Here is a 22,199-nt window from a genome sequence, read left to right as displayed (position 1 = left end):
ATGACTAATTATTGAGCCTAAGGTCTCAATAATTCCGTGTGCCTGAAACAAATCTGTTTCAGGCACTTTTCTCACGGCGGAAAGTTTCAGTAGATGAATGACATAAATAATTAGAATTCATTTTTTTACCAATGAATCTATTAGCTAATTTTATGTAAAATGTTTATCAATATCTTAAAAAGAGAACCTCTCGGTTCTCTTTTCATTATTTCTTGAAATTGTAGTCTTTTAAGATCTCGATTTTTTCAATCTTGATGTCTGTTTTTGGTTTGTCCTTATCATCAGTTTCGGCAGAGGCGATTTTATCCACCACATCCATGCCATCGATCACTTGACCAAAGACAGTGTAGTTACCACCATCGAGGGTTGGATTTCCACCATTTTTATAAGCATCGATGATCTTAGCTGGGAAGCGGTCAGTTGGGAGTTTACTTGAAATATCATCCTTATTTTGGTTGATATAGAATTGACTACCATTGGTATTTGGACCAGAATTGGCCATGGCAAGGGCTCCACGAAGGTTGTAAAGGTATGGAGAATACTCATTCTCAAAACCAGTACCTGAATCTTTGGATTTGTCTTTGCCCTTCCAGATAGATTCGCCACCCGTACCGTCTCCTTTAGGATCCCCAGTTTGGATCATAAAGTTGTTAATAACACGGTGGAAAAGCAAGCCATTGTAGTAGCCTTCTTTTGCGTGGGTCAAGAAGTTCTCAACTGCAAGTGGGGCATATTTAGGGAAGAGCTTCACAGTGATGTCGCCTTCAGTCGTTGTGATTTTAACCTCCGCTTCGTCTTCAGCCACATCAGTTGAAAGTTGTGGGAAGACGGCATTTTCATTGGTCATGGCATCGTTAAAATCTTTGCGCAGTTGTTCTAATTTCTTTTGTTCTTCTTCAATTTTCTTTTGATCTTTTTGACTAGAGCTAGAAGTTGCGGTCTGCTCTGTCTTTTCTTTACTTGAGCTTGAAGAGTTAGCGTCAGTCTTATTGGACGAACAAGCTGTCAAAGCCAAGCCGGAAAATAATAGTAGTGCGATTAATTTTTTCATATTCTTCCTTTCCAACATAATTGTCTTTCTCTATTGTACCTTAATTTTGCGATACTTTCAAATCTGGACGGGATTCTCTATTTTCTGAGGTTGTTTCAAGACCGATAACATTTGATAAATCACTAATTAAGAAGTAAGTTGCGTATAGATGGAAAATTCGGTATGATGGGAGATATGTTAATTTGTTGGAAAATGAACGAATTCCCTCAAAAACCGTATCATGAATAGGAGGCTACAAATTGGATTATAAAACTCTACGCAAAAACTATAGACTCTATATTAGATCTGCAGGCTTGTTAGCAATGCTTCTGATCTTTTGCATTGGATTAGTGGTCAGGGATACTCTTCTTCAGACTGCTGGCGTTTTATTGGTTATTGCATGCTTGATTTTATTCATCCAATTGCTCAAGAAAAGCTACACCAACAAGTGCAACACCTTGCTCCATGTAGACTTAGATTTAGCTTTTTGGCAGCAATACCTTCAGTTGAACAAGAATGTGAAAAAGGCTATTTCACAGATAGATATTAAGCTGACATCGGTTGCCTATTCGTTTATGATGGGAGATTTTGATACTGTCATAAAAGAAGCTAGGGAAGCACTTAGTCAGACGGATTATCCGCAGAAATATAAAAACTTTTTTGAAAGTTATCTCATGCGATCAACTGTCCTGACAGATCCTGATTTGTCTAGAGGAGAACTGGAGGGTCGGTTGAATGAATTGACTATCACAGACCCGACACTGGCTGAGAAAACAAGAAAGGTCTGTCTTGCCCTTTATGATTTAACCATTGCGCACCAAAGCAATGACTATTTCGAAGATTTAAGCAATGATTTCAAGTACCAGCAGTTGGAAATTATCTACTACCAAGCCTTGAATGCTACTCTTAAAGGTGATCAGCACAGAGCCAATGAACTCTTTCACAAGTTAGTTTCAGAAGATGAGTCGCTCTATATTGTTCGAAAGGCTAAGCAATACTTGAGGGATGAAGGCAGTCATCTGTAAATCCTCCGATCAAAATAGAGATTAATTGAAAGAGCCTGAAAAAATATAAGGAGTTATTAAAAAATGGATAAGAATTTTAACGAGATGTCGTTTGATGAATTGAAATGCTACCGTAGGGAAGGTCTATGGAGATCTTTGGGCTTATTACTGGTCATTACTTTAGTGATTACGGGAATGGTCTTGATGGAAGTGAATCATGTTTCTCCGTCCAATCAGAATCGTTTTCGGGTGATTGGTTTGACAACGGTCATTGCGCTCTTTGGCTACCTGATGCCTCTGATGGCAGCTAATCGCGTGATGCGAGACCATCCGGATTGGGTCAAGAAATCAGGGATTCGAGCAAAGATTCCCTTGCCGACGGCTTGGCATGTCAAAAGACTTTGCGTCCTTGGAGCGAGTCTCTTGGTGATTGGAGTAGGATTTGCTTCGTCATTCAAACCACAAGTCCAACAGACAAATTTGCAAGATCAAATTGATAGTATTCAAACGGATCATGATTTGGAAAGAGAGCAAAAAGTCGACCAAGTTCTAGATACCATCACACCGGATGATAAAAAATCTGAATAAGATCCGTTTTACATTAGGCACCTGTCATCAGGAAGCTTTCTTGATCGACAGGTTCTTTTTATTTTGTTATGATACAGTCGATGATAGATAGGAGAGACTTATGACGACTATTTCAGATGTAATGGAAAAATTTTACTCCGATCACGAGGTGAAACCCTATATTTCACCTGAGAGGGATTTGGAAGCTTGGTTGTTGGATCCAAAGCCTGTTTCCAAACGAAATATGGAGCTCCTTCACGATGACCTGCTTGCTGGGGATATCATTCTCTTGTGGCGGATCCATTTTGGAACCTTTACGACAGAGACTTGGTTTCCTAAGTACTTCGAATATACTTATGGGATTCATGCTTCGGAACACTTGAAGGTTTTGGTGGAGAAGGGCTATGCTTTTATCGAATCCGCTTTTGATTCACTGGACCATATCAATGCGACCATGAAAAAAGCCATTCTTAAAAAGAAGGGAGTCGCGGGGTTGTCCAAGATGAAAGCGGCCGATTTGAACCAAGCTTTGGCTGACCATTTTACGGAAGAAGAGTTGGAGCAACAGTTCGCGATTCGAGGCTATCAGTTGACGGACAAAGGAAAGCAAGCGCTGAAAGACTATCAAGCCATCGTTGACCGCCACCCTAAGAAAAATATCTAAAACAGTACCCAATCGGTGCTGTTTTTTTACTTTATTTTGAAAAATTGAGGAAATGATTTTACTAGAGAACTGGCCTGGAAATGTGATATAATAAAGGTTATGGCAAACAATAATCAATCAAAAAAAACACGGTCGACGAGACGACTGTCCAAAGCAGAATTAGAAAGAAAAAAAGCAATTCATCGCATGATTGCGACCATTCTCATTAGTCTGGTCTTAATTTTTGCGGCTTTGAAATTGGGAGCAGTAGGGGTCTTGGCCTACAACTTGATCCGACTGTTTGTTGGGAGTTTGGCTTATTTGGCTATTTTAGCGACCTTTTTCTACCTCTATGCCTTTAAATGGCTGGACAAACACGAAGGGGTGATTTCAGGATTCCTAAGCTTCTTTGCTGGGATTCTCTTGATGTTTCAGGCCTTCTTTGTATCCTCCCTTCATTTAGACAATAATGGAATCAAGGTCACCTTTTCAAGAATCATGGCAGACCTGATTCATCTGCGAGTGGAGAGCTTTGCCGGTGGTGGTATGATCGGTGCCCTTCTTTATGCTCCGATTTCCTTCCTGTTTTCAAATATTGGCTCTTATTTTATTGGCCTTCTCTTTATTGGATTGGGGATTCTCTTGATGAGTCCTTACTCCATCTATGATTTGTTTGAAAAGGGATCGGAAGCCTTCCACGCTTCTATGGAGAAACGCAAAGAACGTCGCGAGCAGAAATTCCTTGAAAAAGAAGCGAGAGCTGCCGAGGAAGCTGCTGCAGCTGAAAGAGAGCAAGAAGAAGCAAGTGCAGTTTTTCCAACTCCCCTTTCAATGGAAGGGCATCCTGTAGACCCTGAAACGGGAGAGGTATTGGCGGAAGAGCCGTTCACAGAGCCCTTCCCAGAAGCCGAAATTGTCGCACCAGCAACACCAGAGATTTACCTGCCAGATCAAGAATGGCCTGAAGAGCCTGAAGCATACGAAGAGCTTCCGGAAGCCGAAGAATTCGAGGACGATGGGGAAGAAGTTCAAGTGGATTTCACACCTAAGGAACTCCTCCAGTACAAACTTCCAACCATTGATCTCTTCGCACCTGACAAGCCGAAAAATCAATCCAAAGAGAAAAATATCGTTCGTCAGAATATCCGCATTTTGGAAGAGACCTTTGCAAGCTTCAATATCAAGGCGACAGTGGAGCGGGCAGAAATCGGTCCTTCTGTCACTAAGTATGAGGTCAAGCCAGCTGTCGGTGTGCGGGTCAACCGCATCTCCAATCTAGCAGATGATTTGGCCTTGGCCCTAGCAGCCAAGGATGTGCGGATTGAAGCACCGATTCCAGGGAAGTCTCTGGTCGGGATTGAAGTGCCCAACTCAGAGATTGCGACTGTTTCCTTCCGTGAATTGTGGGAGCAGTCCAAAACAGACCCAGCTAAACTCCTTGAGATTCCTCTTGGGAAGGCTGTAGATGGCTCGGCACGAACCTTTGATTTGGCTCGGATGCCCCACCTCTTGGTAGCGGGTTCTACTGGATCTGGTAAGTCAGTAGCGGTCAATGGGATTATTTCGAGTATCTTGATGAAGGCCCGTCCGGACGAAGTCAAGTTTATGATGGTCGATCCTAAGATGGTGGAGCTTTCTGTCTACAATGATATTCCTCACCTTTTGATCCCAGTGGTGACCAACCCACGCAAGGCCAGTCGAGCCCTGCAGAAGGTCGTTGATGAGATGGAAAATCGCTATGAGCTCTTCTCGAAAGTGGGTGCTCGTAATATTGCTGGCTTTAATGCCAAGGTGGCTGAGTACAATGCCCAGTCTGAGATGAAGCAAGTGCCCCTTCCATTGATCGTGGTCATTGTCGATGAGCTGGCAGACTTGATGATGGTCGCAAGTAAAGAAGTGGAAGATGCCATTATCCGCCTTGGACAAAAGGCGCGTGCGGCGGGGATCCACATGATCCTTGCGACTCAACGGCCATCGGTTGACGTTATCTCAGGTTTGATCAAGGCCAATGTGCCTTCCCGTGTCGCTTTTGCGGTATCATCTGGAACCGACTCACGGACCATCTTGGATGAAAATGGCGCAGAGAAATTGCTCGGTCGTGGGGACATGCTCTTTAAACCGATCGATGAAAATCATCCAATCCGTCTACAAGGATCCTTTATCTCAGATGACGATGTGGAGCAGATTGTCAACTTTGTCAAAGAGCAGGCAGAAGCTGATTATGATGATGCCTTTGATCCAGGCGAAGTATCGGAGTCGGACTTTGACGGAGGCATGGGTGGCTTAGACGAAGGTGATCCTCTCTTTGAAGAGGCCAAAACGCTCGTCATCGAGACCCAAAAAGCCAGTGCTTCAATGATCCAGCGCCGCTTATCGGTTGGTTTTAACCGGGCGACTCGCCTCATGGAAGAGTTGGAAGCAGCGGGTGTGATTGGACCAGCTGAAGGGACCAAGCCTCGAAAAGTATTGCAACAATCATAAGGATAGGGAAAAAGGGCATATGCCCCACTCCCTTTTCTTTTTATAGAAAATAGAAAGTAGGACCAGATGAAGTTAGACACGATTCATCATATTGCCATCATTGGACGGGATCGCGACGCCATGTTGCATTTTTATGTGGACCAGTTGGGCTTTGCGATTGTCAGTGAGTATGACCGTCCCGAACGCAGAGATATCTTGATCAATCTCCGCCAAGGGGAGTTGACTTTAGAACTCTTTATCAAACCGACGGCCCCAGAACGGCCTAAGCTCCCCTTGCCCGAGCATGCGGGACTGCGTCATCTGGCCTTTAAAGTGGACGATGTAGAGACCTATCTAGCTAGATTGGATCAGCTAGGTATTGAGAATACAGGCCTTCGCTATGATGATTTTGATGGCAAGAAGATGGCATTTTTCTTCGATCCAGAAGGATTGCCCTTGGAAATACATGAGTGAGGAAAGCAATGGTTAGATTAGAAGGACTCAGTCAGGAAGAAGTAGCGAAAAAGATCCAAGAGGGCAAGCAAAATAAGGTCACGATTAAGACAGAAAAAAGTATTGGGCAGATCATTCGAGACAATGTCTTTACTTACTTTAATCTGATTTTCCTGGTCTTGGCGGTCTTGCTGGTAGCAGTGAAATCTTGGAACAATCTCTTGTTTGTCCCGATTGTGGTGGTCAACTCCTTAGTTGGAATTGTGCAGGAAGTCCGCTCTAGACGGATCTTACGTCAGATGCAATTTCTACACATGAGTGAGGCGATCGCTCTTCGCGAAGGCAAAGAAGTCGCTCTACCTATCGATCAGCTGGTGGAGGGCGATCTAGTTCGCTTTCAAGCTGGAGACCAGATCTATGCGGATGGGGTCTTGCTGGAGGGCGAGCTAAAAGTCGATGAATCTCAATTGACAGGTGAAGCTGATGAGGTCAAAAAAGGAGCGCAAGATGCGCTCATGTCAGGTAGCTTTGTGATTGCTGGTCAAGGGCTGGCACGATTGGAAAAAGTGGGGAATGACTCCTACATCAACCAATTGAGCTTGGAAGCCAAGCAGGTCAAGTCCCATGAGGAGTCTGATATGGTTCATGCAGTTAACCGCATCGTAGGGATCATTGGTCTCCTTATCATTCCGCTAGGTTCCCTCCTTTTTCTTCGGAGCTATATCAGCCTAGGTGACAGCCTTAAGCTCAGTGTGACTTCAACAGTCGGAGCCTTGATCGGGATGATTCCAGAAGGTTTGTACCTCTTGATGACCTTGGCGCTGGCTCTTGGTGCTGTCAGATTGGCCAAGGAAAAGGTTCTGCTCAATAGCATGAAGGGGATTGAGACCTTATCGCGCGTGGATGTCCTTTGTGTCGATAAGACAGGGACTATTACAGAGCCTGGTATGGAAGTGACAGAGATTCGTCCGGCAAAAGACGCTCAAGACTTGGAAGCTCTAGCTCAGTATGTAGAAGCTAGTATGGATCAAAACGATACCATGGATGCGATCCGAAAATTCCACAAGATGCCAGTCAGCCGTCCTTGGAAGCCTCTTGAAATACTGCCCTTTACGTCTAAGAAAAAGTATGGGGCCATTGCCTTTGAATCGGGGATCTATGTATTAGGCGCACCAGAATTTGTCTTAAGAGAAGGCTTCTCTGAGCTTGAAAAAGAGATTGCCCCAGCTACGCAGGCAGGTAATCGGGTCTTGGCCTTTGGGAAATATAGGGGAGAAGACCTTAGAGAGACGTTAGAGGCTCCTGTAGATTTAGTAGCCTGGATTATTCTCTCCAATCCTTTGAGAAAAAATGCCAAAGAAACATTTGCCTACTTTAAAGAACAAGGTGTAACCATTAAGGTCATTTCAGGGGACAACCCTGCTACCGTCTCAGCTATTGCACAAAAAGCAGGCATTGAAGGAGCAGAAGACTTGATCGATGCCAGAACCTTACTGACGGAAGAAGACTTGCACCAAGCTGCGAACCAGTATACAGTCTTTGGTCGGGTGACCCCAGAGCAAAAGAAAAGCCTTGTAGAAGGCTTGCAGGCAAAAGGACACAAGGTCGCTATGACCGGAGATGGTGTTAACGATATTTTAGCCTTAAAAACAGCGGATTGTAGTATTGCGATGGAATCTGGAAATGATGCGACCAAAAAGATGGCGCAAGTGGTCTTACTGGATTCTGACTTTGGGAAGATGCCGTCTATCGTGGCAGAAGGTCGGCGGGTGGTCAATAATATTCAGCGATCAGCTAGTCTCTTTTTGATCAAGAATATCTTCTCCATTTTGTTGGCTATCTCAGTGACGCTCTTAGCCTTTACCTATCCCATCATGCCGTCGCAGATGTCTTTGATCAGTGGTTTTACAATTGGGATTCCAGGATTCTTCCTGGCGCTTGAGCCCAATAGCGAGCGCATCAAGGGGCGCTTTATCGAAACGGTCTTTAAAAATGCACTGCCTGCTGCCTTGACGGATTTTATACTGATCTTTAGTCTGATTTTGCTCTCTTCAGCATTTGGTATGAAATCGGAAGAGCTCTCGAGTGCAGCCATCTGCTTGATGGCCTTTGTCGGTTTTACCATCATCTACCAAGAATCCCAGCCTCTCAATCACTACAAAAGACTGGTTTTCCTAGGAAATATCCTAGCTTTTCTGGTTTCAAGTAGTATCCTAGGTAAATTCTTTAACATGAGCCCCTTGAGACTTCAAACGCTGCTTATCTGCGCCATCATGGCGGCTCTCGCTCTCGTCTTAATTCAAGTATTTAAGAAGTTAGTGGGCTGGTTCTTTCATCGGAAGAAATAAAAGAAAGAGAGTGGGACAGAAATCGGTCATTCGTTAGAATTCGATTTCGTCGTCCCACCTCCGCACAGTTGAGTAGGGCTGTAACAGCTGATGAAATCAGCGTAGTAGAGCCCACTCAACCACTGCGTCTTGCTCGACAATCCAAAAACAATTGAGAGGCTAGGACTTTTGTCCCAGCCTCCTTTTGGTATTAAATAAACAAACTAGCTGTTAAGATCAGATAGAGTAAGAAGGTAACTAGAAATCCAGCACGCCAGAAGTATTTGATAAATCTAGGGTAATAAAAACACTTTTTCTTTTTTAAGAAATAAATCGTTAGCCCCAAAGCTAAAAGCGAAAGGCTTAAAGCTAGCAGCGGCAAGAGGCTGTGATAAAAGGCGCTGTCTGAGATCAGGTAGTACTCTAGGGCAAATAAAGGAAAGGCAATATCGGTCGATCGCCATCCTCTTTTCTGAAGCTTAAAGAGGTGAACAATGATGCCGCTCAGAATCAGCGTTAAAAAAATAAATAATACAGAAGCAACTTTGATTAACATAGCTTCATTCTATCATAAAACGAAAAAAAAGTTTACTATATTTTAATTTTTTCTTGCAAAAAATGAGAAATCGTGTATAATAGAAAGGTATGCACAAAGCATACTTGTGGGAGGTAAAAATCTGTAATTACCGCCAAAACCACAAAGGAGGATTTAAGAAATGGCTAAAAAAGTCGAAAAACTTGTAAAATTGCAAATCCCTGCTGGTAAAGCTACTCCAGCTCCACCGGTTGGTCCAGCGCTTGGTCAAGCAGGTATCAACATCATGGGATTCACTAAAGAGTTTAACGCTCGTACAGCTGATCAAGCTGGTATGATCATCCCAGTTGTTATCACTGTTTATGAAGACAAATCATTCGATTTCGTTACAAAAACACCACCAGCTGCTGTTCTTTTGAAAAAAGCTGCAGGTGTTGAAAAAGGTTCAGGTACACCGAACAAAACGAAAGTTGCAACTGTAACTCGTGCACAAGTACAACAAATCGCTGAAACTAAGATGCCAGATTTGAACGCTGCAAACATTGAGTCTGCAATGCGTATGATCGAAGGTACTGCTCGTTCTATGGGATTCACTGTTACTGACTAATTGTAACAATCCTATTTGCCCGCAATACACTTGATCAAATGACGAGTGACGTGGGAGATGAAAATCGATATGACCACATTACAAGGAGAAAGATAAAATGGCTAAAAAAAGCAAACAACTTCGTGCTGCTCTTGAAAAAATCGACAGCACAAAAGTCTACAGCGTAGAAGAAGCTGTAGCTCTTGCAAAAGAAACTAACTTTGCAAAATTTGACGCAACTGTAGAAGTTGCATACAACTTGAACATCGACGTGAAAAAAGCTGACCAACAAATCCGTGGTGCAATGGTATTGCCAAACGGAACTGGTAAAACAGCTCGCGTACTTGTATTTGCACGTGGTGCAAAAGCTGAAGAAGCAAAAGCTGCTGGTGCAGACTTCGTAGGTGAAGATGACCTTGTTGCGAAAATCAACGATGGTTGGTTGGACTTCGACGTAGTTATCGCTACACCAGATATGATGGCTCTTGTTGGACGTCTTGGACGTGTCCTTGGACCTCGTAACTTGATGCCAAACCCTAAAACTGGTACAGTAACAATGGATGTTGCGAAAGCAGTTGAAGAGTCTAAAGGTGGTAAAATCACTTACCGTGCTGATAAAGCAGGTATCGTTCAAGCGATCATCGGTAAAGTTTCATTCGATGATACTAAATTGGTTGAAAACTTTAAAGCTTTCAACGACACAATCCAAAAAGCAAAACCAGCTACAGCTAAAGGTACTTACGTAACTAGCTTGACTTTGACTACAACTCAAGGTCCTGGTATCAAAGTGGATGTTAACTCACTTTAATTGAAATGAAAAGCTACCTTCGGGTAGCTTTTTTTGTACGCCATTTTTATTTGCTACAGTTGGTAAAACTAATCGGATGGAAAAAAGAAAATTTTGATGGATATGACTATATAAAAAACGTAATTTATGGTAAAATAATACAGATCAAAAAAGGAGAGAGAAAATGGTAGAACCTAAGTATAAACGTATCTTAATCAAGCTATCTGGTGAAGCCCTTGCTGGCGAACGTGGTGTCGGAATCGATATCAAAACTGTCCAAAATATGGCGCAAGAAATCAAGGAAGTTCACGAACTTGGAATTGAAATTGCCTTGGTTATCGGTGGTGGAAACCTTTGGCGTGGAGAACCTGCTGCTGAAGCAGGGATGGATCGTGTCCAAGCAGACTACACAGGCATGCTCGGTACCGTCATGAACGCCCTTGTGATGGCTGATTCGCTTCAACAAGTTGGCGTGGATACCCGTGTTCAAACAGCGATTGCCATGCAACAAGTTGCAGAACCTTATATCCGTGGTCGGGCCCTTCGTCACCTTGAAAAAGATCGGATCGTGATCTTTGGTGCAGGGATCGGTTCTCCATACTTCTCAACAGATACGACTGCAGCCCTTCGTGCAGCTGAGATTGAAGCAGATGCCATCCTCATGGCTAAAAATGGGGTGGATGGTGTTTACAATGCTGATCCGAAAAAAGATGCTTCAGCTGTCAAATTTGAGGAATTGACCCACCGTGATGTGATCAACAAAGGTCTTCGCATCATGGACTCAACAGCCTCTACTCTCTCCATGGACAACGACATTGACTTGGTTGTCTTCAATATGAATGAACCAGGCAATATCAAACGAGTTGTCTTTGGTGAAAATATCGGTACAACCGTATCGAATAACGTAGAAAAATAATAGAAAATAGAGGAAGATTATGGCAAACCCAATCGTAGAAAAAGCAAAAGAAAGAATGACCCAGTCTCACCAAAGTTTGGGACGTGAATTTGGTAGCATCCGTGCTGGACGTGCAAACGCAAGTCTTTTGGATCGTATTTTCGTAGAATACTACGGAGTAGAGACTCCTTTGAACCAATTGGCATCTATCACCATTCCAGAAGCGCGTGTCTTGTTGATCACTCCATTTGATAAATCATCTTTGAAAGACATCGAGCACAGCATCAATGCTTCTGACCTTGGCATCACTCCAGCCAACGATGGATCTGTTATCCGCTTGGTTATCCCAGCTTTGACAGAAGAAACTCGTCGTGACTTGGCAAAAGAAGTGAAAAAAGTGGGTGAAAATGCTAAAGTAGCGATCCGTAACATCCGTCGTGATGCTATGGATGAAGCGAAGAAACAAGAAAAAGCAAAAGAAATCACAGAAGATGAATTGAAAGGTCTTGAAAAAGAGATTCAAAAAGTTACGGATGACGCTGTTAAGCATGTAGATGAAATGACAGCTCACAAAGAAAAAGAATTGATGGAAGTTTAATCCATCCCAACCATTACAGGAAAGATAGACTCAGTTGGCACTGCTGGCTGGGTTTTATTTCCATTATTCTTGTGAAGAGGCAAGAGGAAAGAAGGAAACATGAATACGAATCTAGCAAGCTACATCATGGGAATGGTCATTGATGAAAATGATCACTTCTATTTTGTTCAAAAAGATGGCCAGACCTACGCGCTTGATAAAGCAGAAGGCCCACACCAAGTCGGAGAAAGTGTCAAGGGCTTTGCCTATACAGATATGAAGCAAAAGCTACGACTCACGACACTTGAAGTCACTGCAACTCAAGAAAGCTTTGGCTGGGGAACGGTCACGGAAGTGCGCAAGGATTTGGGAGTCTTCGTGGATACAGGGCTTCCAGATAAGCAGATTGTTGTCTCACTAGATATCCTACCGGAGATCAAAGATCTATGGCCTAAAAAGGGCGATCGTCTCTATATTCGCTTAGAAGTCGATAAGAAAGATCGGATTTGGGGGATCTTAGCCTACCAGGAAGATTTCCAGCGTTTGGCTCGTCCAGCTTACAACAATATGCAAAACCAAAACTGGCCAGCCATTGTCTACCGCTTGAAATTGTCTGGAACTTTTGTTTACCTTCCAGAGAACAATATGCTGGGCTTTATCCACCCAAGTGAGCGCTATGCAGAACCTCGTTTGGGAGAGGTCGTAAATGCTCGCGTCATCGGTTTTCGTGAAGTGGATCGGACCTTGAACTTGTCGCTGAAGCCACGCTCTTTTGAAATGCTTGAAAACGATGCCCAAATGATTCTGACCTATTTGGAAGCCAATGGAGGCTTTATGACCCTGAATGATAAGTCATCTCCAGAAGAGATCAAGGCAACCTTTGGGATTTCAAAAGGGCAGTTCAAAAAGGCTTTGGGGGGGCTGATGAAGGCCAAAAAAATCAAGCAAGACCAGTTTGGAACAGAGTTGATCTAAGAGGAGGCTTATGCGAAAATCATTTTATACTTGGTTGATGACGGAGCGCAATCCTAAAAGCAATGCTCCTAAGGCCATTTTAGCGGATCTTGCATTTCATGAGTCCGCTTTTCCCAAGCATACAGATGACTTCGACGAAGTCAGTCGCTATCTAGAAGAGCATGCCAGCTTTTCATTTAATCTTAGCGATTTTGATGCGATTTGGGAAGAATACCAAGCCCATTAGAAAAGGACAGGTCGAGGATGGTTTTTTCTCGACCTCTTTGTTATAATAATAGAAAAACACAGGTAGAGAGGTTCTTTATTTGCAAGAACATTCAGTTGAAATTACATTAACGCATCCAGACGATCTCTTTCATTTGTTTGGATCCAACGAACGCCATCTCCGTTTGATGGAGCAAGAATTTGGGGTGACTATTCATGCCCGGACAGAAATCGTCCAAATCATTGGGGAAGAGGAAAACTGCGAGCAGGTTCGTCAGGTCATCCAGGCTCTCTTGGTCCTCGTCAACCGTGGCATGACCATTGGAACGCCAGATGTGGTGACCGCCATTACCATGGTGAGAAATGGGGAATTGGATAAGTTCATCGCTCTCTATGAAGAAGAGATTATCAAGGATAGTTACGGCAAGCCCATTCGGGTTAAAACGCTGGGTCAAAAGATTTATGTCGATAGTGTCAAAAATCATGATGTCACCTTTGGAATCGGACCAGCGGGGACTGGGAAAACCTTCCTAGCTGTGACCTTGGCCGTGACCGCCCTCAAGCGTGGTCAGGTTAAGCGAATCATTTTGACTCGTCCAGCTGTGGAAGCCGGAGAAAGCCTTGGTTTCCTTCCAGGAGATCTCAAAGAAAAAGTAGACCCTTATCTCCGTCCGGTCTATGATGCCCTCTATCAAATCTTGGGCAAGGACCAAACAACTCGGATGATGGAGCGCGAGATTATCGAGATAGCTCCCTTAGCTTATATGCGGGGCCGGACCTTGGATGATGCCTTTGTCATTCTCGATGAAGCGCAAAATACCACCATCATGCAGATGAAGATGTTTTTGACCCGTCTTGGTTTTAATTCCAAGATGATTGTTAATGGGGATACCAGCCAGATCGACCTTCCGCGAAATGTGAAATCCGGATTGATTGATGCTCAGGAGAAATTGAAGAACATTTCTCAAATTGACTTTGTGCATTTCTCTGCCAAGGATGTCGTTCGACATCCGGTAGTAGCAGAGATTATCCGGGCCTACGAGCCCATTCCAAATTCAGTTGTCAAAGAAAAACTGGATGTGGAAGAAGAATAAAAGAAAAGGCAAAGATCATCGGATCTTTGCCTTAAATTGACGATGAAATCATCTCCTAGCCTTTCCTTTGGTGAGAACGGACGTCAGCGAACTTCTACGAAGTTCCATGACTAATAATTGAGCCTAAGGTCTCAATTATTCCGAGTGCTTGAAACTAAATTGTTTCAAGCACTTTTCTCACGGCGGAAAGTCTTTGAAAATGATTTAGAAACTCAAAACATTTTTAATTAGTTCATATGAAAAAAAGTTGCTTATTTTTTTCGATGGTAATTCTTTAAATATATGATAGTTTAAACCAATTCATCGATTGGTGTGAAGTCGCGCTCTAAACCAGTAGCAACAGGTTGGCTTGTGATATGGCCTTGGTAAGTAGTGACACCTTGGCGTAAGCCTTCATCGAGGGCGATGGCCTTGTGGAAGCCATTGTCAGCTAGGGATTCAACATAAGGAAGGGTCACATTGGTAAGGGCGATAGTAGAGGTACGAGCGACAGCCCCTGGGATATTGGCAACGGCATAGTGGAGCACGCCATGTTTTTCGTAAACTGGTTCCGTATGCGTTGTGACACGGTCTGCTGTTTCGATAACACCACCTTGGTCAACGGCCACATCGACGATGACTGAACCGGGACGCATTTGTTTGACCATATCGTCTGTCACTAATTTAGGAGCTTTAGCTCCAGGGATCAAGACAGCTCCGATGACAACATCGGCATCACGGACGCTGGCTTCAATGTTAAATGGATTGGACATAAGGGTTTGGATTTGGTGACCAAAGACATCTTCCAGAACAGCCAAACGTTTAGCACTGATATCTAAGATGGTCACTTGGGCACCAAGTCCAAGGGCGATACGAGCCGCGTGGGTTCCAACGACCCCGCCTCCGATGATGGTAACTTTTCCTTTTGGAACACCTGGCACCCCACCTAGGAGGACTCCTGATCCACCTTCTTGTTTGGTCAGGAAGTGAGCACCGATTTGCACGGCCATCCGTCCAGCCACCTCACTCATTGGCACCAAAAGTGGCAATTGTCCATCAAGGTCACGCACCGTTTCGTAGGCCACCCCTGTTGTTTTAGCTGCGACCATAGCGTCCGCTAATTCTGGAGCAGCAGCCATATGCAAGTAAGTGAAGAGCAAGAGGTCTTCGCGAAGGAAACCATATTCTTCAGCGAGGGGTTCTTTGACTTTGACCACCATCTCAGCGGCCCAAGCTTCTGCAGCAGTCGCAACGATGGTTGCCCCTTGCTTCGTGTAATCTTCATCCGCAAAGCCAGAACCAAGTCCGGCATTTGTTTCTACAAAAACTTGATGGCCTTTCTTGACCAAGCTTTGTACGCCTGCAGGAGTCAAACCGACCCGATTTTCGTTGTTTTTAATTTCTTTAGGAATTCCAATGAGCATTCTTGCCTCCTTGCTCAGATTTAGGTGTAAAAAGGCCATTGGTGTGAGATGGCTCTCTTGACTCAATGACCTTTTCACTCCTTATCTGATTGTTTTGATTGATTTAATTGTATAGAAAAGTGGGTTAAAAAGCAAGAAAAATTTGAGCTTGCCTTCCTTTAGGTTATTTGCTAAACTAATACCTAAAGAAGGAGTGTCAAATGGAAAATTTATATGTGAAGTTAGCGGCTTATCGTGAAGTGGAGACAGAGCGTTTGCACTTGCGTCCGGTCACTCTTGATGATGCACCAGCTATGTTTGAGTATGCTTCTGATGAGACAGTTACGCGCTATACCTTTGCAACCAATCATAGTCTTGAAGAGACGCGTAATAATATTGCCCTCTTTTACCTAGCGAGCCCACTTGGAAAATGGGGGATCGAGCTCAAAGAAAATGAAAAATTTATAGGGACGATTGATTTACTGGATTTGGATCTTTGTCTGAAGAAGGGGAGTATCGGCTATGTTCTGAATAAAGACTATTGGAACCAGGGTCTTGCGACAGAGGCTACCAAGGCAGTTATTGCCTTGGCTTTTGAACAGTTAGGAATGAACAAGCTCATTGCTGTTCATGATAAGGACAATCCAGCTTCTGGCCGGGTGATGGCTAAATCAGGGATGAAATATTCTCACGAGGAGCCCTACGCGATGCTAGACTTGCATGAAGAGGGGCGAATGGTGACGAGAGTTCATTATGTCCTCACAAAGGAAGAATATTTGACAGAAAAATGAGTCAGGATATTGACAAAAGACCTATCTCCATGATATAGTAGATAGGTACTGCTGGTTTAGCTCAGTCGGTAGAGCGCATCCATGGTAAGGATGAGGTCGCCGGTTCAATCCCGGCAACTAGCATAGCAGAAGAGAGAAGCTTAGAGAGGATCTAGGCTTCTTTTTTTTACGAGTCCATTTTTAAAAGTCCAGCTTTTTTCAATAATTTTCAAAAAAACGTTGACAAGCACAGAAATCCGTGGTAAAGTTAGAGCAACAAAGAGAAAGGAGAAAACCATCATGAACAAAGTAGATGTTTTGATGACACAATTGAATACACAGCTTCTCCAATCTCAGTTGAGTTCTATGTAAACAATGAATGAAACCCAAGATGGAGGAGTCTGTCTTGGGTTTTTTGTATGCATTTTTGCCTGCCTTAACTGAATTGGTGACAGGCATCAGAAGGCCCAAGTGTGGACTGAGCACCTACTCAGCTCCTTGCTTGGGTTTTTTCTGTGCCGTTTTGAAAAGGAGAATATATGATCAGAGCTATTTGGGAGTATATCAGGGAGCGCAAGTGGCGATATGTGAAGATCGCTATGATCCTGATTCTTTATGATTACACCTTATTGATCCCGACGCAAGTTATTCAGCGTCTAGTGGATCGTCTGAGTCAGCAGACGCTGACGCAATCCAACTTTGTATGGGATATGGTCCTCTTGGTAGGATCAGCCATCCTCAATTACCTGACGGCTTTTTATTGGCAGTTGCGCCTCTTTCAGTCGTCAGTTCATTTCAAGGCGACCCTTCAGGGACAAGCTTTTCGTAAACTAGTAGCTATGCGGCGTCCCTTTTTTGAGAAATTCCGTTCAGGAGATCTCTTGACGCGGTTCACGACAGATGTCGATGGCATGGCCGACATGGCTGGTTACGGGATGATGGTGCTCCTGTTTGGCGGTGGCTTGTTTGCCTTTATTATTCCAACCATGTTTTTCATTTCTTGGCAATTAACCTTGATTTCCTTTATTCCGATGATCTTCCTCATCGTCTCGACCTATTTTTTGAGTAGAAAGCAGGAGGAGTATGTTGAGCAAAACCGGGAAGCAGTCGCTCAGTTGAATGATGAAGTCTTGGAGTCTATCGAAGGGGTTCGGGTCATGAGGGCCTATAGTAAACGGGACCAGCAGGCCAAACAGTTTCAGAAGAAAACAGCCAGTCTATCCAAAACAGGGGACAAAATTGCTTCTATCCAATATTCTTTTGGCCCCTTAGCCCTGTTGTTTATTGGTTTTTCGACGGTCCTACTCTTGGTATTTGGAGGTCAGTCATTAGCAAGCGGGCAATTGAGCCTTGGCAAGTTATTGGCTTTGCAGCTGTATTTGGTCTTTTTAATTGAGCCTATGTGGATGATGGCGGACCTGATCTTGGTCTATCAGACAGGGCAAATGTCCTATAAAAAATTAAAAGAAGTGATTGATGAAACGGATGATCTCGAACCAGATGGTCCTAACTATTTAGAGCAGATTGATTCGGTGCAGTTTAAGAATTATTCTTTCAGCTATCCTGGTGCTGAGCGAAAGAGTCTATCAGGCATTGATTGGACCATTCAGAAAGGACAGACAGTTGGAATTGTTGGTCGTACCGGAGCAGGAAAGACTAGTCTGGTTCGACAATTCTTGCGGCAGTACCCAGTTGGTGAGGGAGAATTCTTGGTCAACCAGCAACCGATCGTGGACTACAACCGACACTCCATTGAAGCTAAAATCGGCTACGTTTCCCAAGAACATATTTTATTCTCAAAATCCATTCGCGACAATATTGCTCTGGGTAAAAATGGTGCTAGTGAAGAGGAATTAGTGGAAGCTGTTGCCCAAGCTGCTTTTGCGGATGATCTTGAGCGGATGTCTCAGGGAATGGACACCATGATCGGTGAGAAAGGGGTCTCTGTATCAGGTGGTCAAAAACAGCGGATCTCGTTGGCACGTGCTTTTTTAAGGGATGCGGATCTCTTGCTGTTAGATGATTCCCTTTCAGCGGTGGATGCCAAGACCGAACAGGCCATTATTGACACCATTCAAACAGAGCGAAAAGGCAAGACGACCCTCATTGTTTCCCATCGCTTGTCTGCGGTTCATCAGGCGGATTGGATCATTGTCTTGGATCAAGGACAGATTGTGGAAGAAGGTAGAGCTAGTGATTTACTGGCTCAAGAGGGCTGGTATTATGAACAATACCAACGGCAACAAAAACAGGAAGGAGAATAAGATGAAAGTATTGAAACGATTATTATCTCGGATCACTCTTTATCCGATGGTTTTTCTTTCCGGCTTTATTTGTCTCTTACTAGCCACCATTTTTTCTGAATTGTCTCCTTTTCTTCTCCAAAAGATGATTGATGGGCCTTTGACTGCACTGACCCACGGTGGAGGACAAGGGGACTTGCTTCAGATGGGAGCATTTTATCTCTTGGTCTTGAGCATAGGACAGCTGATTAGCTACCTAGGAAATCGGATCTTATTACATGGAAGTAATCAAGTAACCGCTAGTCTGAGAGACCAAGCCTTTCAAGTCATGCAAGGTCTGCCTATTTCTTATTTTGATGACAAGCCGGCTGGAAAGATCGCAACAAGAATTGTCAATGATACGGAGACCTTGCGGACCCAGTTTTATAACTCTTGTATGATACTAGTCATCTATTTGGTGCGATTTCTCTTTATCCTAGGGATTCTCTTTTACCTGAGTCCTATGATGGGGCTACTCTTGTGTCTGGTTTTTCCAATTTTCTATGGAATCCAGTATCTCTACAAGGTCATGACGGACCAACCTATGAAGGATTTCTTTGATGCGAGAAGCGAGGTCAATACCCAAGTCAATGAACTCTTGCATGGTGCCAGTATGATTCAACTCTATCATCAAGAACCTGGTGTGGTAGAGGAGTTTGAAGCCACTACCCAGAAGATGTTAGGAGCCAATGATCGGATCCTCTTAGCTGATTCCATCGCTTCTTGGACCTTGACAGAATTGCTCAAGTTTTTAGTGATTGCAGGTATATTGACCATCGCTGGGATTTCTTTCCTACAGGGCAATATCGGTGTGACAGCTGGTTTCTTATTTATCAATATTAACTATGTCATCAATCTGTTTGATCTCATGGCCAATCTCAGTCGTCAATTTCCGAATATTCGGCGATCACTAGAGACGGGGAGTCGCGTCCTTGCCTTCTTGGATCAACCCTTAGAGGCCGATGGTGCATCGGAACTGAAGATAGAAAAGGCTCAAGTCGTGTTTGATGATGTTCAATTTGCTTATGAAGAAGGCAAGCCAGTTTTACAGGATATTGCCTTTCAGGCGAGTCCCGGGGAAACCATCGCTCTTGTGGGCCATACTGGATCGGGTAAGTCTTCTATTATGAATCTGCTCTATCGTTTCTATGATCCTCAAGATGGAGCGATTTTGATCGATGGGCAAGATATTCGCCAAGTCTCTCGAGAGAGCCTGCGAAGCCACATGGGCATTGTTCTGCAAGATCCTTATCTATTTACAGGAACCATTGCCAGCAATGTGGCCATGAGCCAGGATCATATTGATCGGGATGCGGTCAAAGAGGCGCTGAAAAAAGTTGGTGCTTGGCCCTTTGTAGAGCGTCTTGAAAAGGGAATCGACCATCCAGTCGTAGAAAAAGGAGCTGCCTTTTCAAGTGGCGAGCGCCAGTTGATTTCCTTTGCGCGGACGCTCTATATGAATCCGCAAATACTGATTTTGGATGAGGCAACCTCTCACATCGATACGGAAACAGAAGAAGTCATCCAACAAGCTATGGCGGTCCTCCAAAAGGGCCGGACCACTTTTATCATTGCCCATCGTTTGTCCACTATCCAAGATGCAGATCAGATCTTAGTCTTATCTGAAGGGCGCATTGTAGAGCGTGGTAGACATGAGGACCTGGTTGCACTAGGCGGGATCTATGCCCAGATGAATGCCATCCAGCAAACAGTGGTGTAAGATTATCATGCAAAGAAAAAGTTTGAAAACCAGCCTGTATCTAGTATATAGGCTGGTTTTATGCTATAATGAAGTGATAATAGTGAGGTGATCCAGATGTATATTGAAATGGTAGATGAGACGGGCCAAGTCTCTGACGAAATCTTAAAACAAACGCAAGAAATTTTAGAATTTGCTGCTCAAAAAATTGGGAAAGAAGACAAGGAAATGGCTGTGACTTTTGTGACCAATGAACGCAGTCATGAACTAAATCTTGAATACCGTGATACGGATCGTCCGACAGATGTCATCAGTTTAGAATACAAGCCTGAGATGGAGATTTCTTTTGATGAGGAAGACCTTGCAGAAAATCCAGAATTGGCAGAGATGATGGCGGAATTCGATACCTATATTGGTGAGCTCTTTATTTCAATTGACAAGGCGCGGGAGCAAGCGGAAGAATATGGTCATAGCTTTGAGCGCGAAATGGGATTTTTGGCAGTACATGGTTTTCTTCACATCAATGGCTATGATCACTATACGCCAGAAGAAGAAAAGGAAATGTTTGGCTTACAGGAAGAGATTTTGACAGCCTATGGACTCACAAGACAATAAGCGAAAATGGAAAAATCGAGACTTCACTTCAAGCCTGGAGTTTGCGATAACAGGAATTTTCACATCGATCAAAGAAGAGCGCAATATGCGCAAGCACGCCTTATCAGCCCTTGTAGCAATGCTTGCTGGTTTGGTATTTAGGATTTCTGCGACAGAATGGCTCTTTTTATTGCTCAGCATTACCTTGGTGATTGCTTTTGAAATTATGAATTCAGCCATTGAAAATGTGGTGGATCTAGCCAGTAACTACCATTTCTCTATGTTGGCAAAGAATGCCAAAGACATGGCGGCTGGAGCGGTCCTCGTTGTATCAGTTTTTGCCTTGGTGACAGGATTGATCATTTTTGTGCCCAAATTCTGGGCCTTGGTATTTGGATAAGAGGGAGCATGCCCTCGTGAAAGGATAATATGACATTTAAATCAGGCTTTGTAGCCATTTTAGGACGTCCCAATGTCGGGAAGTCAACATTTTTGAACCACGTCATGGGGCAAAAGATTGCCATCATGAGTGACAAGGCGCAAACAACGCGCAATAAGATTATGGGAATCTACACGACCGATAAGGAACAGATCGTCTTTATCGATACCCCAGGGATTCACAAACCCAAGACAGCCCTTGGAGACTTCATGGTGGAGTCGGCCTATAGTACCCTTCGAGAAGTGGATACCGTTCTCTTTATGGTCCCAGCAGACGAGCCACGTGGGAAGGGCGATGATATGATTATCGAACGCCTCAAGGCTGCTAAGGTGCCGGTTATTCTGGTGGTCAATAAGATCGACAAGGTGCACCCTGACCAACTCTTGGCGCAAATCGATGACTTCCATAGTCAGATGGACTTCAAGGAAATCGTGCCGATTTCAGCCCTTCAAGGAAACAATGTTTCGCGTTTGATTGATATTTTGAGCGAAAATTTAGAAGAAGGTTTCCAATATTTCCCTGCTGATCAGATTACTGACCACCCAGAGCGTTTCTTGGTCTCTGAAATGATCCGTGAAAAGGTCTTGCACTTGACACGAGAAGAAATTCCCCACTCTGTTGCAGTAGTAGTGGATTCCATGAAGCGGGATGAAGAAACAGATAAGGTTCATATCCGTGCAACCATCATGGTGGAACGCGATAGCCAAAAAGGCATTGTCATCGGAAAAGGTGGCGCCATGCTCAAGAAGATCGGAACCCTTGCGCGTAAGGATATCGAGCTCATGCTAGGAGACAAGGTCTTCTTAGAAACTTGGGTCAAGGTCAAAAAAAATTGGCGGGATAAGAAATTGGATCTTGCCGATTTCGGGTACAACGAAAAAGAATACTAAGAAGAG

General features: G+C 43.9%; 22 protein-coding genes and 1 tRNA gene. 20 read left to right on the top strand and 3 right to left on the bottom strand.

Features of this window, described 5'->3' with window-relative positions:
• Positions 1 to 205: 205 nt before the first annotated feature.
• Positions 206 to 1,051, bottom strand: coding sequence for a peptidylprolyl isomerase (locus O3629_RS00560; protein ID WP_155167460.1), 846 nt, complete (start codon positions 1,049 to 1,051; stop codon positions 206 to 208).
• A 239-nt stretch (positions 1,052 to 1,290) separates the two neighbouring features.
• Here O3629_RS00560 and O3629_RS00555 point away from each other — a divergent pair, with 239 nt between their 5' ends.
• The 6 genes from O3629_RS00555 (at position 1,291) to O3629_RS00530 (ending at position 8,505) form a co-directional block, all read left to right on the top strand.
• A complete protein-coding gene (locus tag O3629_RS00555; RefSeq protein WP_173019367.1) occupies positions 1,291 to 2,055 on the top strand; it encodes a hypothetical protein in 765 nt (254 codons plus the stop codon).
• A 63-nt stretch (positions 2,056 to 2,118) separates the two neighbouring features.
• A complete protein-coding gene (locus O3629_RS00550) occupies positions 2,119 to 2,622 on the top strand; it encodes a hypothetical protein (protein ID WP_155167462.1) in 504 nt (167 codons plus the stop codon).
• A gap of 100 nt (positions 2,623 to 2,722) precedes the next feature.
• Positions 2,723 to 3,265 carry a hypothetical protein gene (locus tag O3629_RS00545; protein WP_155167464.1) on the top strand — a complete coding sequence of 181 codons (543 nt, stop codon included), beginning with the start codon at positions 2,723 to 2,725 and terminating at the stop codon, positions 3,263 to 3,265.
• 99 nt (positions 3,266 to 3,364) lie between these two features.
• Complete coding sequence (locus O3629_RS00540; protein WP_155167466.1) at positions 3,365 to 5,725, top strand: DNA translocase FtsK; 2,361 nt, start codon at positions 3,365 to 3,367, stop codon at positions 5,723 to 5,725.
• Between the two features lie 66 nt (positions 5,726 to 5,791).
• Positions 5,792 to 6,178, top strand: a complete 387-nt coding sequence (locus tag O3629_RS00535; protein WP_155167469.1) for a VOC family protein — start codon at positions 5,792 to 5,794, stop codon at positions 6,176 to 6,178.
• 8 nt (positions 6,179 to 6,186) lie between these two features.
• Positions 6,187 to 8,505, top strand: a complete 2,319-nt coding sequence (locus O3629_RS00530; RefSeq protein ID WP_371608547.1) for an HAD-IC family P-type ATPase — start codon at positions 6,187 to 6,189, stop codon at positions 8,503 to 8,505.
• 190 nt (positions 8,506 to 8,695) lie between these two features.
• Here the strand turns inward: O3629_RS00530 and O3629_RS00525 are convergent, their stop codons facing one another.
• Positions 8,696 to 9,040 carry a DUF3397 family protein gene (locus tag O3629_RS00525; protein ID WP_049474322.1) on the bottom strand — a complete coding sequence of 115 codons (345 nt, stop codon included), beginning with the start codon at positions 9,038 to 9,040 and terminating at the stop codon, positions 8,696 to 8,698.
• A 160-nt stretch (positions 9,041 to 9,200) separates the two neighbouring features.
• On the opposite strand from O3629_RS00525, the gene rplK reads away from it, so the two are divergent.
• The 7 genes from rplK (at position 9,201) to O3629_RS00490 (ending at position 14,137) form a co-directional block, all read left to right on the top strand.
• Entirely contained in the window at positions 9,201 to 9,626 is a 426-nt protein-coding gene (rplK, locus tag O3629_RS00520; protein ID WP_003005369.1) for a 50S ribosomal protein L11, read from the top strand.
• Positions 9,627 to 9,723: 97 nt separating this feature from the next.
• The gene (rplA, locus tag O3629_RS00515) at positions 9,724 to 10,413 is read left to right on the top strand and encodes a 50S ribosomal protein L1 (RefSeq protein ID WP_003005355.1); all 690 of its coding nucleotides are present in this window, start codon (positions 9,724 to 9,726) and stop codon (positions 10,411 to 10,413) included.
• A 163-nt stretch (positions 10,414 to 10,576) separates the two neighbouring features.
• Positions 10,577 to 11,308, top strand: coding sequence for a UMP kinase (gene pyrH, locus O3629_RS00510; RefSeq protein ID WP_003005706.1), 732 nt, complete (start codon positions 10,577 to 10,579; stop codon positions 11,306 to 11,308).
• A gap of 19 nt (positions 11,309 to 11,327) precedes the next feature.
• The gene (gene frr, locus O3629_RS00505; RefSeq protein ID WP_003005165.1) at positions 11,328 to 11,885 is read left to right on the top strand and encodes a ribosome recycling factor; all 558 of its coding nucleotides are present in this window, start codon (positions 11,328 to 11,330) and stop codon (positions 11,883 to 11,885) included.
• 99 nt (positions 11,886 to 11,984) lie between these two features.
• Complete coding sequence (gene cvfB, locus O3629_RS00500; protein WP_049472906.1) at positions 11,985 to 12,839, top strand: RNA-binding virulence regulatory protein CvfB; 855 nt, start codon at positions 11,985 to 11,987, stop codon at positions 12,837 to 12,839.
• Between the two features lie 10 nt (positions 12,840 to 12,849).
• Positions 12,850 to 13,065 carry a YozE family protein gene (locus O3629_RS00495; RefSeq protein WP_049507495.1) on the top strand — a complete coding sequence of 72 codons (216 nt, stop codon included), beginning with the start codon at positions 12,850 to 12,852 and terminating at the stop codon, positions 13,063 to 13,065.
• A 79-nt stretch (positions 13,066 to 13,144) separates the two neighbouring features.
• Positions 13,145 to 14,137, top strand: a complete 993-nt coding sequence (locus O3629_RS00490) for a PhoH family protein (RefSeq protein WP_155167473.1) — start codon at positions 13,145 to 13,147, stop codon at positions 14,135 to 14,137.
• A gap of 290 nt (positions 14,138 to 14,427) precedes the next feature.
• Here O3629_RS00490 and ald read toward each other — a convergent pair whose 3' ends face one another.
• Positions 14,428 to 15,540 (bottom strand): alanine dehydrogenase, encoded by a 1,113-nt coding sequence (ald, locus tag O3629_RS00485; RefSeq protein WP_155167475.1) that lies wholly within the window; start codon positions 15,538 to 15,540, stop codon positions 14,428 to 14,430.
• Between the two features lie 200 nt (positions 15,541 to 15,740).
• Here ald and O3629_RS00480 point away from each other — a divergent pair, with 200 nt between their 5' ends.
• The 7 genes from O3629_RS00480 to era all read left to right on the top strand — a co-directional run bounded on the left by O3629_RS00480 (position 15,741) and on the right by era (position 22,193).
• Positions 15,741 to 16,310: a GNAT family N-acetyltransferase gene (locus O3629_RS00480; RefSeq protein ID WP_155167477.1), complete on the top strand. Its 570-nt coding sequence runs from the start codon at positions 15,741 to 15,743 to the stop codon at positions 16,308 to 16,310.
• A 50-nt stretch (positions 16,311 to 16,360) separates the two neighbouring features.
• Positions 16,361 to 16,433 (top strand) — tRNA-Thr (locus tag O3629_RS00475).
• A 395-nt stretch (positions 16,434 to 16,828) separates the two neighbouring features.
• The gene (gene tetA(46) / locus O3629_RS00470) at positions 16,829 to 18,553 is read left to right on the top strand and encodes a tetracycline efflux ABC transporter Tet(46) subunit A (protein WP_155167479.1); all 1,725 of its coding nucleotides are present in this window, start codon (positions 16,829 to 16,831) and stop codon (positions 18,551 to 18,553) included.
• A gap of 1 nt (position 18,554) precedes the next feature.
• Positions 18,555 to 20,291, top strand: coding sequence for a tetracycline efflux ABC transporter Tet(46) subunit B (tetB(46), locus tag O3629_RS00465; RefSeq protein WP_155167481.1), 1,737 nt, complete (start codon positions 18,555 to 18,557; stop codon positions 20,289 to 20,291).
• Between the two features lie 96 nt (positions 20,292 to 20,387).
• Positions 20,388 to 20,885, top strand: coding sequence for an rRNA maturation RNase YbeY (gene ybeY, locus O3629_RS00460; RefSeq protein WP_003005431.1), 498 nt, complete (start codon positions 20,388 to 20,390; stop codon positions 20,883 to 20,885).
• Complete coding sequence (locus tag O3629_RS00455) at positions 20,866 to 21,264, top strand: diacylglycerol kinase family protein (RefSeq protein ID WP_070587079.1); 399 nt, start codon at positions 20,866 to 20,868, stop codon at positions 21,262 to 21,264. The genes ybeY and O3629_RS00455 overlap by 20 nt, the downstream gene beginning before the upstream one ends.
• 29 nt (positions 21,265 to 21,293) lie before the next feature.
• A complete protein-coding gene (gene era / locus O3629_RS00450) occupies positions 21,294 to 22,193 on the top strand; it encodes a GTPase Era (RefSeq protein ID WP_155167483.1) in 900 nt (299 codons plus the stop codon).
• The last annotated feature ends 6 nt before the right edge of the window (positions 22,194 to 22,199 follow it).

The sequence above is a fragment of the Streptococcus sp. 27098_8_12 genome (assembly GCF_041432115.1).
Classification (GTDB): domain Bacteria; phylum Bacillota; class Bacilli; order Lactobacillales; family Streptococcaceae; genus Streptococcus; species Streptococcus parasanguinis_V.
This window is presented reverse-complemented; position numbering and strand designations above follow the sequence as displayed.

Bases quoted from the DNA above. Each gene is read 5' to 3' on its own strand.
- O3629_RS00560 (WP_155167460.1), bottom strand. From the start codon at position 1,051: ATGAAAAAATTAATCGCACTACTATTATTTTCCGGCTTGGCTTTGACA.
- O3629_RS00550 (WP_155167462.1), top strand. From the start codon at position 2,119: ATGGATAAGAATTTTAACGAGATGTCGTTTGATGAATTGAAATGCTAC.
- O3629_RS00545 (WP_155167464.1), top strand. From the start codon at position 2,723: ATGACGACTATTTCAGATGTAATGGAAAAATTTTACTCCGATCACGAG.
- O3629_RS00540 (WP_155167466.1), top strand. From the start codon at position 3,365: ATGGCAAACAATAATCAATCAAAAAAAACACGGTCGACGAGACGACTG.
- O3629_RS00535 (WP_155167469.1), top strand. From the start codon at position 5,792: ATGAAGTTAGACACGATTCATCATATTGCCATCATTGGACGGGATCGC.
- O3629_RS00530 (WP_371608547.1), top strand. From the start codon at position 6,187: ATGGTTAGATTAGAAGGACTCAGTCAGGAAGAAGTAGCGAAAAAGATC.
- O3629_RS00525 (WP_049474322.1), bottom strand. From the start codon at position 9,040: ATGTTAATCAAAGTTGCTTCTGTATTATTTATTTTTTTAACGCTGATT.
- rplK (WP_003005369.1), top strand. From the start codon at position 9,201: ATGGCTAAAAAAGTCGAAAAACTTGTAAAATTGCAAATCCCTGCTGGT.
- rplA (WP_003005355.1), top strand. From the start codon at position 9,724: ATGGCTAAAAAAAGCAAACAACTTCGTGCTGCTCTTGAAAAAATCGAC.
- pyrH (WP_003005706.1), top strand. From the start codon at position 10,577: ATGGTAGAACCTAAGTATAAACGTATCTTAATCAAGCTATCTGGTGAA.
- frr (WP_003005165.1), top strand. From the start codon at position 11,328: ATGGCAAACCCAATCGTAGAAAAAGCAAAAGAAAGAATGACCCAGTCT.
- cvfB (WP_049472906.1), top strand. From the start codon at position 11,985: ATGAATACGAATCTAGCAAGCTACATCATGGGAATGGTCATTGATGAA.
- O3629_RS00495 (WP_049507495.1), top strand. From the start codon at position 12,850: ATGCGAAAATCATTTTATACTTGGTTGATGACGGAGCGCAATCCTAAA.
- ald (WP_155167475.1), bottom strand. From the start codon at position 15,540: ATGCTCATTGGAATTCCTAAAGAAATTAAAAACAACGAAAATCGGGTC.
- O3629_RS00480 (WP_155167477.1), top strand. From the start codon at position 15,741: ATGGAAAATTTATATGTGAAGTTAGCGGCTTATCGTGAAGTGGAGACA.
- ybeY (WP_003005431.1), top strand. From the start codon at position 20,388: ATGTATATTGAAATGGTAGATGAGACGGGCCAAGTCTCTGACGAAATC.
- O3629_RS00455 (WP_070587079.1), top strand. From the start codon at position 20,866: ATGGACTCACAAGACAATAAGCGAAAATGGAAAAATCGAGACTTCACT.
- era (WP_155167483.1), top strand. From the start codon at position 21,294: ATGACATTTAAATCAGGCTTTGTAGCCATTTTAGGACGTCCCAATGTC.